12 protein-coding genes and 1 rRNA gene are annotated in these 13529 nt (G+C 70.0%); 3 read left to right on the forward strand and 10 right to left on the reverse strand.

All coding sequences use genetic code 11. The annotated features are described in order from the left end of the window. A 16S ribosomal RNA gene (locus tag ACWFRU_RS27010) occupies positions 1-90 on the reverse strand; the annotation flags it as partial. An 891-nt stretch (positions 91-981) separates the two neighbouring features. Between ACWFRU_RS27010 and trpS the strand changes: the two genes are divergently transcribed. Next, positions 982-1992 carry a tryptophan--tRNA ligase gene (gene trpS / locus ACWFRU_RS27015; protein WP_453690745.1) on the forward strand — a complete coding sequence of 337 codons (1011 nt, stop codon included), beginning with the start codon at positions 982-984 and terminating at the stop codon, positions 1990-1992. Between the two features lie 89 nt (positions 1993-2081). Here the strand turns inward: trpS and proC are convergent, their stop codons facing one another. From proC to ACWFRU_RS27035, 4 genes are all read right to left on the reverse strand, one after another. Then, on the reverse strand, positions 2082-2894 hold the full coding sequence (gene proC, locus ACWFRU_RS27020; RefSeq protein ID WP_453690746.1) for a pyrroline-5-carboxylate reductase: 813 nt from the start codon (positions 2892-2894) through the stop codon (positions 2082-2084). Between the two features lie 88 nt (positions 2895-2982). Then, positions 2983-3720, reverse strand: a complete 738-nt coding sequence (locus ACWFRU_RS27025; protein WP_453690747.1) for an ABC transporter permease — start codon at positions 3718-3720, stop codon at positions 2983-2985. Then, positions 3717-4523: an ABC transporter ATP-binding protein gene (locus ACWFRU_RS27030; RefSeq protein ID WP_453690748.1), complete on the reverse strand. Its 807-nt coding sequence runs from the start codon at positions 4521-4523 to the stop codon at positions 3717-3719. Before ACWFRU_RS27030 ends, ACWFRU_RS27025 begins: the two co-directional genes overlap by 4 nt. Before the next feature lie 109 nt (positions 4524-4632). Then, positions 4633-5190, reverse strand: a complete 558-nt coding sequence (locus ACWFRU_RS27035; RefSeq protein ID WP_453690749.1) for an EamA/RhaT family transporter — start codon at positions 5188-5190, stop codon at positions 4633-4635. Positions 5191-5366: 176 nt separating this feature from the next. Between ACWFRU_RS27035 and ACWFRU_RS27040 the strand changes: the two genes are divergently transcribed. Beyond that, positions 5367-7604 (forward strand): protein kinase domain-containing protein, encoded by a 2238-nt coding sequence (locus tag ACWFRU_RS27040; protein WP_453690750.1) that lies wholly within the window; start codon positions 5367-5369, stop codon positions 7602-7604. Positions 7605-7641: 37 nt separating this feature from the next. Here ACWFRU_RS27040 and ACWFRU_RS27045 read toward each other — a convergent pair whose 3' ends face one another. From ACWFRU_RS27045 to ACWFRU_RS27065, 5 genes are all read right to left on the reverse strand, one after another. Then, positions 7642-7935 (reverse strand): SH3 domain-containing protein, encoded by a 294-nt coding sequence (locus ACWFRU_RS27045; RefSeq protein ID WP_453690751.1) that lies wholly within the window; start codon positions 7933-7935, stop codon positions 7642-7644. Positions 7936-8085: 150 nt separating this feature from the next. Beyond that, positions 8086-9939, reverse strand: coding sequence for a dihydroxy-acid dehydratase (gene ilvD, locus ACWFRU_RS27050; RefSeq protein ID WP_453690752.1), 1854 nt, complete (start codon positions 9937-9939; stop codon positions 8086-8088). 147 nt (positions 9940-10086) lie between these two features. After that, positions 10087-10731: a TetR/AcrR family transcriptional regulator gene (locus tag ACWFRU_RS27055; RefSeq protein ID WP_453690753.1), complete on the reverse strand. Its 645-nt coding sequence runs from the start codon at positions 10729-10731 to the stop codon at positions 10087-10089. Continuing rightward, on the reverse strand, positions 10728-11552 hold the full coding sequence (locus ACWFRU_RS27060) for a sugar phosphate isomerase/epimerase family protein (protein ID WP_453690754.1): 825 nt from the start codon (positions 11550-11552) through the stop codon (positions 10728-10730). Before ACWFRU_RS27060 ends, ACWFRU_RS27055 begins: the two co-directional genes overlap by 4 nt. A gap of 98 nt (positions 11553-11650) precedes the next feature. Beyond that, positions 11651-12610, reverse strand: coding sequence for a Ppx/GppA phosphatase family protein (locus ACWFRU_RS27065; protein ID WP_453690755.1), 960 nt, complete (start codon positions 12608-12610; stop codon positions 11651-11653). Positions 12611-12681: 71 nt separating this feature from the next. Here ACWFRU_RS27065 and ACWFRU_RS27070 point away from each other — a divergent pair, with 71 nt between their 5' ends. Next, on the forward strand, positions 12682-13524 hold the full coding sequence (locus tag ACWFRU_RS27070; RefSeq protein ID WP_453690756.1) for a hypothetical protein: 843 nt from the start codon (positions 12682-12684) through the stop codon (positions 13522-13524). The last annotated feature ends 5 nt before the right edge of the window (positions 13525-13529 follow it).

Here is a 13529-nt window from a genome sequence, read left to right on the forward strand (position 1 = left end):
AATCCACCCCGAAGGGCTTCATCGTTCGACTTGCATGTGTTAAGCACGCCGCCAGCGTTCGTCCTGAGCCAGGATCAAACTCTCCGTGAATGTTTTCCCGTAATCGGGATCGCATCCGCGTTGAGCGGAACCAGGAAGAGGAATAATCTTCCGGTTCACAGCGTCCTCGCTGATGTTGCCACCCCAAGGGGGCGGACTTTTCAAAGGAACCGCGTCCGGCCATAAAGGCCGAGACGGGGTTGTCAATCTGGCGTTGACTTTTGGCACGCTGTTGAGTTCTCAAGGAACGGACGCTTCCTTTGTACTCACCCTCTCGGGCTTTCCTCCGGGCGCTTCCCTTCGGTGTTTCATTTTGTCTTGCTGTCCTGCGTTTCCGACTCTATCAGACTCTTTCGTGTCCGATTTCCTCGGTGCCTTTCCGGTTCCCGCTCCGGCCTTTCGGCTTTCGCGTTTCCCTTTCCGGCGAGTCCGACTCTACCAGATCCTTTCGGGCCTGATTCCCAGTCAGCGGGCTTTGACTTCCCGGCTGTTGGGCCGTTCCGACGAGTGAGACTTTAGCGGAATCCTGCCTCCCGACCTAATCGGGGGCGTCCTTTCGAACGCGGATTCCTCATTTCGCAAAAGCGCATGAAAACGAGCAGACGACGGGGCATCGAAGATGACACGGCATCGATCGTTTGAATGGTTCTGCGGAATGGTTGCCCGGGGACCGACCAGGGGTCGGCGCTCACGCCGGACAACTCGGAGAACACTACGTACGCGGTCCGGGCGTGTCAACCCTGGTCCACGGTCACCTGCGAGGGCTACCGTAGGAGGCGTGACTACACATGCGCACACCCAGCTGTGGTGGGCCGCCTGACTGGCGGCCGTACACGCGCATGTACCCAACGGCTGCCGACCTGGCGGCCGTTTCTTGTTTCTCCCCCTGGAGGACCCGGAGCCCGGTCGTCGGGCCGGCGGTCCTGACCAAGAGGCGGAGAGATGACGAGGATCTTCAGCGGGATCAAGCCGACCGGGCACCTGACCCTGGGGAACTACCTGGGCGCCGTGCGCCAGTGGGCAGAAGTCGATCAGCACCGGGCCGAGTCGCTGTTCAGCGTCGTCGACCTGCATGCCCTGACCGTCGACCACGATCCCGGCCGGGTGCGCAGGCTCAGTCGGCAGGCGGCGACGCTGTTGCTGGCGTCGGGGATCGATCCCGAGCGGGCCACTGTGTTCGTACAGAGTCATGTGGACGAGCACGCCAGGCTCTCGTATCTGCTGGAGTGCGTCGCGACGGACGGCGAGATGCGGCGGATGATCCAGTACAAGGAGAAGTCGGCGCTGGAGCGGGCTCGCGGCGGGAGCGTGCGGCTTTCGCTGCTCACCTATCCCGTGCTCATGGCGGCGGACATCCTGGCGTACGGGGCGGATGAGGTGCCGGTCGGGGACGACCAGGTGCAGCACGTGGAGCTCACCCGGGATCTGGCCGTGCGGTTCAACCAGCGGTACGGACACACGTTCGTGGTGCCGCGGGCCACGTATCCCAAGGTGGCGGCCAGAGTCATGGATCTGCAGGACCCGATGTCGAAGATGGGGAAGTCCGGCGATGCCGGCGCCGGGATCGTCTATCTGCTGGACGAGCCGGACGTCGTGCGGAAGAAGATCCTGCGGGCCGTGACCGACAGCGGGTCCGAGGTCGAGTACGACCGTGAGGCCAAGCCGGGCGTCTCGAATCTGCTGGAGATCCTCGCGGCCTGTGAGGGTGGGAACCCCGAGGGCTTGAGCGGTGTATATGAAACGTACGGGGCTTTGAAGAAGGACACCGCCGACGCCGTGGTGGAGATGTTGAGGCCCCTGCAGGCGAAGCACAAAGAGCTGGTTGCTGATCCCGCGTATGTGGAGGGGGTGTTGCGGCGGGGAGCTGAGCGGGCCAGGGAGATGTCGAGGCCGACGGTGGACACGGCCTATCGCGCGATCGGCCTGCTGCCTCCGGTGGACGAGGCGCGGTGAGAGTGGCGCGGTAGGCGGAGTACGGGGGCCGGTGTCGGGGCGCGGCCAGGGTGGGTGCGGCCTGTGCGCGCCCCGGCACCGAGAGGGGGTCAGCTGTTGTTGCCGGAGGCCAGTTCGCGGCTGCGGTCGCGGGCGGCTTCGAGGGCGGCGATGAGGGCTGCTCGTACGCCGTGGTTCTCGAGTTCGCGGATGGCGTTGATGGTGGTGCCGGCAGGGGAGGTGACGTTCTCGCGGAGCTTGACGGGGTGTTCGCCGCTGTCGCGGAGCATCACGGCGGCGCCGATCGCGGCCTGGACGATGAGGTCGTGGGCCTTGTCGCGGGGCAGGCCGAGGAGGATGCCCGCGTCGGTCATGGCCTCGACCAAGTAGAAGAAGTACGCGGGGCCTGAGCCGGACAGGGCCGTGCAGGCGTCCTGCTGGGTCTCGGGGACGCGGAGGGTCTTGCCGACGGCGCCGAAGATCTCTTCGGTGTGGGCGAGGTGGGCGGCTGTGGCCTGGCTGCCCGCGGAGATGACGGACATGCCCTCGTCCACGAGGACCGGGGTGTTGGGCATGACGCGGACGACAGGGGTGCCGGCTGCGAGGTGCTCTTCGATGAAGGAGGTGGTGATACCGGCGGCGGCGCTGATGACCAGGCGGTCGGGGGTGATGTGCGGGGCGAGCTCTTCGAGGAGGCGGCCCATGTCCTGCGGCTTGACGGCGAGGATGAGGGTGTCGGCCTGCTTGGCGGCCTCGGCGTTGGTGACGGGGTCGACGCCGTAGCGGGTGCGCAGTTCCGTGGCGCGTTCGGAGCGGCGGGTGGTGACCAGGAGGTCGGCTGGGGCCCAGCCGGCCCGGATCATGCCGCTGAGGAGGGCTTCGCCGATCTTGCCGGTGCCGAGGACTGCGACGGGCTGGGGCATGTGTGGTCACCCTCCGGGTGCGGGTCGGCGCTTCGGCCGGGGGCGGGGCAGCGCCTCGGCCAGGTGAGGTCATCCTCGCATTGGTGGGTCAGGCCGTGCGGCGGCGGAGGGTTGCGGCGCCCAGGGCGAGGACGAGTACGGCGCAGCCCGCGACGATGACCGCGTCGCGTACGAAGTCGCCGGTGATGTCGGGGTGGCGCAGGACTTCGTTCATGCCGTCCACGGCATACGACATGGGGAGGACGTTGGAGATCGCTTCGAGGGCGGGGGCCATGTTGTCGCGCGGGGTGAACAGGCCGCAGAGGAGGAGCTGGGGAAAGATCACGGCCGGCATGAACTGGACGGCCTGGAACTCGGATGCCGCGAAGGCGGAGACGAAGAGGCCCAGTGCCGTGCCGAGCAGGGCGTCGAGGAGGGCGACCAGGAGCAGCAGCCAGGCGGAGCCGGTGACGTCCAGGCCGAGGGCCCAGAGCGCGAGGCCGGTGGCGAGGACGGACTGGATGACGGCGAGGAAGCCGAAGGCGAGGGCGTAGCCGGCGATGAGGTCGCCCTTGGCCAGGGGCATGGCGAGGAGGCGTTCGAGGGTGCCGGAGGTGCGTTCGCGGAGGGTGGCGATGGAGGTCACCAGGAACATCGTGATGAGGGGGAAGATGCCGAGGAGTGAGGCGCCGATGGAGTCGAAGGTCTCCGGGCTGCCGTCGAAGACGTAGCGCAGGAGCAGCAGCATCACGCAGGGGACGAGCAGCATCAGGGCGATGGAGCGGGGGTCGTGGCGGAGCTGGCGCAGGACACGGGCCGCAGTGGCGAGGGTGCGGTAGGTGTTCATCGGGGGCTCCCGGAGGGGGTGGTGCTGCCGGTGGGGGTGTCGCCCTGTGCGGCGGTGGCCTCGTCGACCAGGTGGAGGAAGGCCGCTTCGACGGTCGGGGTGGCGGTGCGGGTGCGGAGGGCTTCGGGGGTGTCGTCGCCGAGGAGTTCGCCTTCGCGCATGAGGAGGAGGCGGTGGCAGCGTTCGGCCTCGTCCATGACGTGGGAGGAGACGAGGATCGTGGTGCCTCGGTCGGCGGCGATGGAGTGGAAGAGGTTCCACAGGTCGCGGCGGAGTACGGGGTCGAGGCCGACGGTGGGTTCGTCGAGCACGAGGAGTTCGGGGGCTCCGAGGAGGGCCACGGCAAGGGAGACGCGGCTGCGCTGGCCGCCGGAGAGGTTGCCCGCGAGGGCGTCGGCGTGGGTGGTCAGGTCGACGTCGGCGATGGCGCGGGTGACGTGTTCGTGGCGGCGGTGGGCGGCGGGGCCGCGGCCGGGGTCGAGGACGGCGGCGAAGTAGTCCAGGTTCTGGCGGACGGTCAGGTCGTCGTAGACGGAGGGGCTCTGGGTGACGTAGCCGATGCGGGAGCGGAGGGCGGGGGCGCCGGCCGGCTGGTCGAGGACCTTCAGGGTGCCGGTGACCTTGGCCTGGGTGCCGACCGTGGCGCGCATGAGGGTGGATTTGCCGCACCCCGAGGGGCCGAGGAGGCCGGTGATCTGGCCTTTCGGGACGGTGAAGTTCAGGCCGCGCAGGACGGTGCGGGGGCCTCGGACGACGGTCAGGTCCCGCGCCTCGATGGCGGGGGGCTCCTTTATATTCATCATGTGATGATTATGGCGCCTCGGAGGCCGGGGGCGTCAAGGGACAAGGGAAGAGCCACGCACTATGCGTGCGTGGCTCTGGGGGGTGGGCCCTCTTGTCGGAATGCTCGGGTCAGGTCCTCTTCTTCTTGCGGGAGGGGTTGCCCGTGCGGCGGGACGTGCGCTTCGCGTACTGCTGGCGGGCCGCCTCGTACTCCTCGCGGTGGAGTGCTTCGCCGGGGGCCTCAGTGAGGGAGCGGACGAAATAGGCGAGGAGTACGCCGACGAAGCCGATCGTCAGCAGGCCGCGCATCGAGGACTGGGACGCCGGGTCGTGGCGGCGGGTGAAGCCCTCCCAGGTACGGCGGAAGGCGATCGCGCTGCAGACCGAGAACATGATGAGGACCAGGAAGTTCACGAACGTCCCCACGTCCGCGATGGCCATGCCCTCGTACGCGAACCGCAGCACGAAGCAGCCGGCCGCCGCCGCGAGCAGTGAGCCCACCGCGACGCACGCGCGGCGCGCCCCGTAGCCGTTGTCGTGGCCGACCCAGGTCGTGCCGAAGAAACGGAGGGGCTCGGGCTGCGGGCCGGGGGCCGTCGCGGACGACGGGGACGCGGACGACGGGGCCGACGGGGACGGCCCGGCTTTCGCGTCCGTGCGGTCGGGGGTGCTGGAATCTGCGCTCACCCCTCGAGTATCGCCCGCGGCGGTCGCGGCGCGGCGGCTCCGGGCAGGCGCGCCCTATTCGTCCCCCGCCTTGCCCTGCCGTACCACTCGGCGGCTAGTTTGTGGGGCGGGACGGATGAACGGGCTCATGCGAGAGCTGCGGGAACTGGTGCACGCCGGACGAGGAGGTCGAAAGAGTGTCGCTTCGCGGAGGTGACCCGGCCGAGATCGGCGGTTACCCGCTCGAGGCGCGCCTCGGCTCGGGCGGCATGGGCACGGTCTATCTGGCGCGTACGGCCTCGGGGCGCCCCGTGGCGATCAAGCTGATCCACCAGCAGTTCGCGGGGGACGAGGAGTTCCGCATCCGCTTCCGGCAGGAGGTGGCCGCGGCGCGGCGGGTGAGCGGCGCGTTCACCGCCGCCGTGGTCGACGCCGACCCGGAGGCCGAGTACCCGTGGATGGCGACGGCCTATATAGAGGGGCACACGCTCGCCCAGGAGATCGCCAAGAAGGGCCCGCTGTCCGGCGCGGAGCTGCGCACGCTCGCCATCGGTCTGACGGAGGCGCTGCGTGACATCCACCGCGTGGGAGTCGTGCACCGTGACCTGAAGCCCTCGAACGTCGTGCTCTCGCCCGAGGGGCCGCGCGTCATCGACTTCGGCATCTCGCGCGCCGCGGACCAGCAGACGCTGACGATGACGGGACGGGTCATCGGTACGCCGCCGTTCATGTCACCGGAACAGTTGCAGGCCCCGCGTGGGGTCGGGCCACGCTCCGACGTCTTCTCGCTGGGCACGCTGCTGGTGTACGCGGCGACGGGGCAGGGGCCGTTCGATGCGGACAGCCCGTATATGACGGCGTATCAAGTGGTGCACGAGGCACCGGCGTTGGACGCTGTCCCGGCCGCCCTGCGCGCCGTGGTCGAGCCGTGCCTCGACAAGGACCCTGACGCGCGCCCCTCGGCGGACCAGCTTCTTGAGCGGTTGCGGGACCTGCCGGTCGAGATGGGGGACGCGGCGGGGGCACGGGCCAGCCGTATGCGGGACATCGATACGCAGCATCATCGTCCCTCCTCTCCGGGCGACGGGCCCGGAAGCGCAGGAAGCACGGGAAGCACCGGGAGCACCCCCGCCGCCCCGCGTCCGCGCCGCCGTTGGCGCTCCGTGCTCGCCGCCGCCGTCGCCGTGGCCGCCCTCGGGGGCGGGGTCGCGGCGCTCCAGCTCGGCTCGTCCGACGAGTCCACCGGCGCCAATGGCGACGATGGTGGTGCGGGCAAGGACCGCACCGTCGCGGCCGCCGAGGCGCCACTGCCCGACGGCTACCGGCCGTGGCGCACGAGTGTGCCCAACGACAAGGGCATCCCGGACGAGGTGCGCTGTGTGCCCCGCGGGGACGCGTTGTTCTGCGGGGGCGGCGGAGTCGTCGCGACCCGGCTGCGGATCTCCGACGGCAAGGAGATCTGGAAGGTGAAGAGCCCCGGCGTGCCCATGCAGGGCATGCACATCGTGGGCGCCACGAACGACACCGTCCTCGGCTACCGCATCCCGCCGGAGGTCGCCTCGTCCGGAAAGCCCGTCCAGTTGGTGGCGTTGGACGCGAGGACCAGCAAGGAGCTGTGGTCCCGCCCGATCAGCGGCCAGTCCCAGATCTACACCGGCCGTTCGCAGGACGCGGTTCTCTCCGGCTCCACGGTCCTGTCGGTCGAGCCGGGCCGTGCGCGGGTCGAGGCGAGGGACGCGCACAGCGGGCGCATGCTCTGGTCGACGCCGTTCCCGGCGGGCTCGGAGTGCACGCCGGTCCCGGCCGGTCAGCGGATGTACGCGATGTGCGCGCCGTCCGCCCAGGTCGCGAACGTCGAGGTGCGCAATCCCGTTCTCCACACCCTCGACCTCGGGTCGGGGACGCTCGGCAAGGGCATCCCGGTCGAGGGGCCCGTGCACCCGGTGGGCGGCGACGACGGCAGGCTCGTGCTCCTGCACCAGCGGTTGAAGGGTCCCGAGTTCCTCGGGTACGACAAGGTGCTGCGGGTCGAGCCGGTCAGCGGTCGCGTCTCGGCCCGGCCGCTGAAGTCGACGTACAACGCCACGACCGGCGTCGCCGGCGGCACGGTCTACCTCGCGGAGCCGACCGGGCGGATCAGCGCGGTGGATCCCGCGACCGGGCGCCAGAAGTGGTCCCGGCAGACGGGTGTGGAAGGGGCCTCCGGGCCGACGGCGAGCGGCGGTGCGCTGTACTTCAGCTCGCCCAGCGGGCGTGTGGTCGCCCTTTCACCGCGGGGCAGGACGCTGTGGAGCACCGATCCGCGGGCCGAGGGGCTTGGCGGTGAGGTGAACGCGAGTCCGCGGGTCGCGGTCTCGGGGCGGGTGATCTTCGTGGCGGCGGCCAAGAACACCGTGTTCTCGTTCGACGCGACGAAGCCGCCGAAGTCCGGGTGAACTTCGGCGGCTTCTACTGCCTTTTGCGTGCGGTGGGTCAGCAGCGGGGCGCCACGTAGCCGTCGCTGCCCGTGCGGACGTACGTGTCGGAGACGTAGCGGCCGCTGCCGATGCGGTCCCAGAGCTTCGATGTGCCGGTCGGGCCGGTGACCTTCTCGCCCGGCTTCTGGCAGTGGATCGTCACTCGGGAACCCGCCGAGAGGCGGCCCACCTTGCCGTACGACGTGCCCGGGCCGGAGCGGACGTTGACGTCCGCGACGATCGGGTACGTTCTTGCCGCCGCGGCTTCGATTTCCTCCGCGGATTCCGGTGCTATGACGTTCTCGCTCATGCTTCTCTCCCCCGTGAAGCGGGCGGCTTCGACACCGCCCTTTGCATGTTCGTCACTGGGGGGACGCGTGAGGGTGGCGGGGCGGTTGCGGAGTCGGGGGTTCCTTTCCCCGACCCCGCCCCTTCCGGACGGGCTGAAACACCCCGCCGATCAGCCCAGCTTCGACACGTCCCGCACCGCGCCGCGGTCCGCGCTCGTGGCCATGGCCGCGTAGGCCCGCAGTGCTGCCGAGACCTTGCGTTCGCGGGACTTGGGGGCGTAGACGCCGCCGAGTGCCTCGCGACGGCGGGTCAGCTCGGCCTCGTCCACCAGGAGTTCGATGCCGCGGTTCGGGATGTCGATGCGGATGCGGTCGCCGTCCTCGACCAGGGCGATCGTGCCGCCGGACGCCGCCTCGGGCGACGCGTGGCCGATCGACAGGCCCGACGTGCCGCCGGAGAAGCGGCCGTCCGTGACCAGGGCGCAGGCCTTGCCGAGCCCGCGGCCCTTGAGGAACGACGTGGGGTAGAGCATTTCCTGCATGCCGGGGCCGCCCTTGGGACCCTCGTAGCGGATGACGACGACGTCGCCTTCCTTCACCTGCTTCTTGAGGATCTTGTCGACCGCTTCTTCCTGCGACTCGCAGACCACGGCCGGGCCCTCGAACGTCCAGATCGACTCGTCGACGCCCGCCGTCTTCACGACGCAGCCGTCCACGGCGAGGTTGCCCTTGAGGACCGCGAGGCCGCCGTCCTTCGAGTACGCGTGGGCCGCGTCCCTGATGCAGCCGCCCGCGGCGTCCGTGTCCAGGGAGTCCCAGCGCTTCGACTGGGAGAAGGCCGTCGCCGAGCGCTCGCAGCCCGGAGCCGCGTACCAGAGCTCGACCGCCTCGTCCGACGGGGAGCCGCCGCGCACGTCCCACGTGTCCAGCCAGTCCTTGATGGACGCGGAGTGGACCGAGTGCACGTCCTCGTTCAGGAGGCCCGCGCGGTACAGCTCGCCGAGGATCGCGGGGATGCCGCCGGCGCGGTGCACGTCCTCCATGTAGTACGTGCCGCCGGGCGCGACGTTCGGGGCGACCTTGGCCAGGCAGGGGACACGGCGCGAGACCTCGTCCATGTCGGCGAGGTCGTAGTCCAGCTCGGCCTCCTGGGCGGCGGCGAGCAGGTGCAGGATCGTGTTCGTCGAGCCGCCCATGGAGATGTCGAGCGCCATGGCGTTGTCGAAGGCTGCGCGGGTGGCGATGTTGCGCGGCAGGACCGAGTCGTCGTCCCCGTCGTAGTACCGCTTGGCGATCTCGACGATCGTCGCGCCGGCCCTCTCGTACAGCGCCTTGCGGCCGGTGTGCGTGGCGAGCATCGAGCCGTTGCCCGGCAGGGAGAGGCCGATGGCCTCGGTCAGGCAGTTCATGGAGTTGGCGGTGAACATGCCGGAACAGCTGCCGCACGTCGGGCAGGCGTTCTCCTCGATGCGGAGGATGTCCGCGTCCGAGACCTTTTCGTTGACCGCGTCGCTCATCGCGTCGACCAGGTCGAGTTTTCGGACCGTGCCGTCGACCAGCGTGGCCTTGCCGGCCTCCATCGGGCCGCCGGAGACGAAGACCGTCGGGATGTTGAGGCGCAGGGCCGCGTTCAGCATGCCGGGGGTGATCTTGTCGCAGTTGGAGATGCAGATCAGCGCGTCCGCGCAGTGCGCCTCCACCATGTACTCCACCGAGTCCGCGATGAGGTCGCGGGAGGGCAGGGAGTAGAGCATGCCGCCGTGGCCCATCGCGATGCCGTCGTCCACGGCGATCGTGTTGAACTCGCGGGGGATGGCGCCCGCCGCCGTGATCGCCTCGGAGACGATGCGGCCGACCGGCTGCAGGTGGGTGTGGCCCGGGACGAACTCGGTGAAGGAGTTGGCGACGGCGATGATCGGCTTACGCCCGATGTCCGCGCCGGGTACACCGGAGGCACGCATAAGGGCGCGTGCGCCCGCCATGTTGCGGCCGTGGGTGACTGTGCGGGACCTGAGCTCGGGCATCGTCGCTCGCTCCTTCAGGGATCTGGAGAGACATAAGGATCGACTGTTCTCGAGCGTACGCCGACGCTCCACGATCTGGACAGGCTGTCCGGATAGCGGGACGCCTGTCTCGGTGAGCGGCCCATGAGAAGGGGCGTGAAGGGGTACTCAGGGGCCCGTCAGATGGCCCTGCACCACCGGCGCGAGTCGCGCGATGATCGCCTCCGGGTCGGCCGACGCGAGCGGCTCGACCTGGATCACGTAGCGCAGCATCGCCGTGCCCACGAGCTGCGCGGCCGCCAGTTCCGCCCGCAGCTCGGCGTCCGGCTGGTCGATGCGGCGCGCCACCTTGCCGAGGAGCTGCGTCGTGACGAGACGGCGGAAGACGGCCGCCGCGGTGTCGTTGTTCACCGCCGAGCGCACGATCGCGAGGAGCGGGACGCGCGTCGCGGGGTTCTCCCAGACGCCGAAGATGAAGCGGGTCAGGCGCTCCCCGACGCTGTCGAGCGGGCCGTCCTCGATCGCGGTGGGAGCGTCGAGCGCGGGCGCGAAGGCCACCTCGATCGCCGAGGCGAAGACCTGGTCCTTCGTGCCGAAGTAGTGGTGCACCAGCGCCGAGTCCACCCCGGCGGCCTTGGCGATCCCGCGCACGGACGTCTTCTCGTACCCCCGTGCGGAGAACTCGGTGCGGGCCGCCTCCAGGATGCGGTCCCGCATCGCGGGGCCCTCGGCCGACTGCGTACGGGAGGGCCGTCCCCTGCGGCGCGGAGCCGCACCGCCCTGTGCCGCACCGCCGGGCGCCGACGCCGTCACGAGCGGGGCACCTGCACCGCGGACGCCAGATGCAGCCGCGTGTACGCGAGGGCCTCGGCGAGGTCCGCCTCCCGTTCGGCGCTGGACATCGCGCGCCGCGTGTTGACCTCGATGACGACGTGGCCGTCGAAGCCGCTCGTCGCGAGGCGCTCCAGGAGTTCGGCGCACGGCTGCGTGCCGCGGCCCGGCACCAGGTGCTCGTCCTTGGCGGAGCCCTTGCCGTCGGCGAGGTGGACGTGCCCGAGGCGGTCGCCCATGCGGTCGATCATCCGCATCGCGTCCGTGCGGGCGGTCGCGGTGTGGCTGAGGTCGACCGTGAAGTGACGGTAGTCGTCCTTGGTGACGTCCCAGTCGGGGGCGTAGGCGAGCATCTCGCGGTCGCGGTAACGCCACGGGTACATGTTTTCGACGGCGAATCGCACGTCCGTCTCGTCGGCCATCCGCCAGATGCCGTCGACGAAGGCGTTCGCGTAACCCCGCTGCCAGCGGAAGGGCGGATGCACGACGACGGTCGACGCGCCCAGCTTCTCGGCGGCGACCTGCGCGCGCTGCAGCTTCACCCAGGGGTCCGTGGACCACACGCGCTGGGTGATCAGGAGACATGGGGCGTGAACGGCGAGGATCGGGATCTGGTGGTAGTCGCTGAGTCTGCGCAGGGCTTCGATGTCCTGGCTGACGGGATCCGTCCAGACCATGACCTCGACACCGTCGTAGCCGAGGCGCGCGGCGATCTCGAAGGCCGTCGCCGTCGACTCCGGATAGACCGAGGCCGTCGACAGGGCGACCTTCGCATCCGGGATGCGCACCACTGGTTCTGCCACGAGGGACAGCGTACGGGCCACGCCTGGGCGCGGGGGAGGTGGTCTCCCCCACACCCGGGTCGGATGTGACGTATGTCTACAACCGCCGAGTCGTACGTCTACGCGCCGTCGTCGGTGGTGGCCACCTGGGTCGCCGGAAGGTGGTCGAGGCGGCGCAGGATGACGCCCTCGCGCAGCGCCCAGGGGCAGATCTCCAGCGTCTCGACCCCGAAGAGATCCATGGCGCCCTCGGCGACGAGCGCCCCCGCGAGCAGTTGCCCGGCCCGCCCCTCGGAGACTCCGGGCAGCTCGGAGCGCTCGGCCGTCGTCATCGCCGCGAGCTGCGGGACCCAGTCCTCCAGGGACTTCCGCTTCAGCTCGCGCTGGACGTAGAGGCCGTCGGCGGAGCGTGCGGCGCCCGCGAGCCTGGCCAGCTGCTTGAACGTCTTCGACGTCGCCACGACGTGGTCCGGGGCGCCGAAGCGGCTGAACTCGCCCACCGTGCGCGCGATCTGGGCGCGCGCGTGCCGCCGCAGCGCCTTCACGTCGGCCGGGTCCGGCGGGTCCTGCCGGAACCAGGCGGACGTCAGACGGCCGGCGCCGAGCGGCAGGCTGACCGCCGCGTCCGGCTCCTCGTCTATCCCGTACGCGATCTCCAGGGAGCCGCCTCCGATGTCGATGACCAGGAGTTTTCCCGCCGACCAGCCGAACCAGCGGCGGGCCGCGAGGAAGGTGAGACGGGCTTCCTCGGCGCCGGTGAGGACCTGGAGGTCGACGCCGGTCTCCTCCTTGACGCGGGCCAGGACCTGATCGGCGTTGCTGGCCTCGCGTACGGCGGAGGTCGCGAACGGCAGCAGATCCTCCACGCCCTTGTCCTCCGCGGCCTCCATCGCGTCGCGGACGGTGCCGACGAGGCGCTCGACGCCTTCGGGGCCGATCGCCCCGGCCTCGTCGAGGAGTTGGGCGAGGCGCAGGTCCGCCTTGTGCGAGTACGCGGGCAGGGGGCGCGCGCCGGGGTGGGCATCCACCACCAGCAGATGCACCGTGTTCGAACCTACGTCGAGGACACCGAGTCTCATATACGGAACGCTACTGCGCGTACGGCGCTCGCTGGTCCTCGGACCGGGTACCGCGCGCATACCCTGGAGACGTGCCAAAGACGAAAAAGGCGAAGACCGACAAAACGAAGTCGAAGAAGATGTCGGGGAAGCCGGAGAAGCCGGGAAAACCGGGTAAGGCGCTGCCGGACGAGAAGGGCCTCGACTTCGCCCGCGCCTGGGTGGAGTTCCCTGATCCCGCGGACGACGAGCAGGTCTTCCGCTGCGATCTGACATGGCTGACCTCTCGGTGGACCTGCATCTTCGGCAGTGGCTGCCAGGGCATCCAGGCGGGCCGGGCGGACGACGGCTGCTGCACGCTGGGGGCGCATTTCTCGGACGAGGACGACGAGAAGCGGGTCGCCGAGTCCGTGGCGCGGCTCACGCCGGACATCTGGCAGCACCACGACATCGGCACGGTGAGCGGCTGGGTGTCGACGGACGACGACGGCGAGCGACAGACCCGTCCGTACAACGGCTCCTGCATCTTCCAGAACCGCCCCGGTTTCGCCGGGGGCGCGGGGTGCTCGCTGCACATCCTGGCGCTGAAGGAGGGCCGCGAGCCGCTGGAGACGAAGCCGGACGTGTGCTGGCAGCTGCCGGTGCGCCGGACGTACGAGTGGATCGACAGGCCCGACGACACGCGCGTCCTCCAGGTGTCCATCGGGGAGTACGACCGGCGGGGCTGGGGCCCCGGCGGCCATGACCTGCACTGGTGGTGCACGTCGGCGACCTCGGCGCACGGCGCCGGGGACCCGGTGTATGTCTCCTACCGCCCCGAGCTGACGGAGCTGATGGGCAAGGAGGGTTACGACCGGCTCGCGGAGCTGTGCGAGGAGCGACTGGCGTCGCAGTTGCCCTTGCTCGCTCCGCATCCGGCGGACCCTTCTAGGTAGCGCGG

It is taken from the genome of Streptomyces sp. NPDC055099, assembly GCF_053607685.1.

Bases quoted from the DNA above. Each gene is read 5' to 3' on its own strand.
- trpS (WP_453690745.1), top strand. From the start codon at position 982: ATGACGAGGATCTTCAGCGGGATCAAGCCGACCGGGCACCTGACCCTG.
- proC (WP_453690746.1), bottom strand. From the start codon at position 2,894: ATGCCCCAGCCCGTCGCAGTCCTCGGCACCGGCAAGATCGGCGAAGCC.
- ACWFRU_RS27025 (WP_453690747.1), bottom strand. From the start codon at position 3,720: ATGAACACCTACCGCACCCTCGCCACTGCGGCCCGTGTCCTGCGCCAG.
- ACWFRU_RS27030 (WP_453690748.1), bottom strand. From the start codon at position 4,523: ATGATGAATATAAAGGAGCCCCCCGCCATCGAGGCGCGGGACCTGACC.
- ACWFRU_RS27045 (WP_453690751.1), bottom strand. From the start codon at position 7,935: ATGAGCGAGAACGTCATAGCACCGGAATCCGCGGAGGAAATCGAAGCC.
- ilvD (WP_453690752.1), bottom strand. From the start codon at position 9,939: ATGCCCGAGCTCAGGTCCCGCACAGTCACCCACGGCCGCAACATGGCG.
- ACWFRU_RS27065 (WP_453690755.1), bottom strand. From the start codon at position 12,610: ATGAGACTCGGTGTCCTCGACGTAGGTTCGAACACGGTGCATCTGCTG.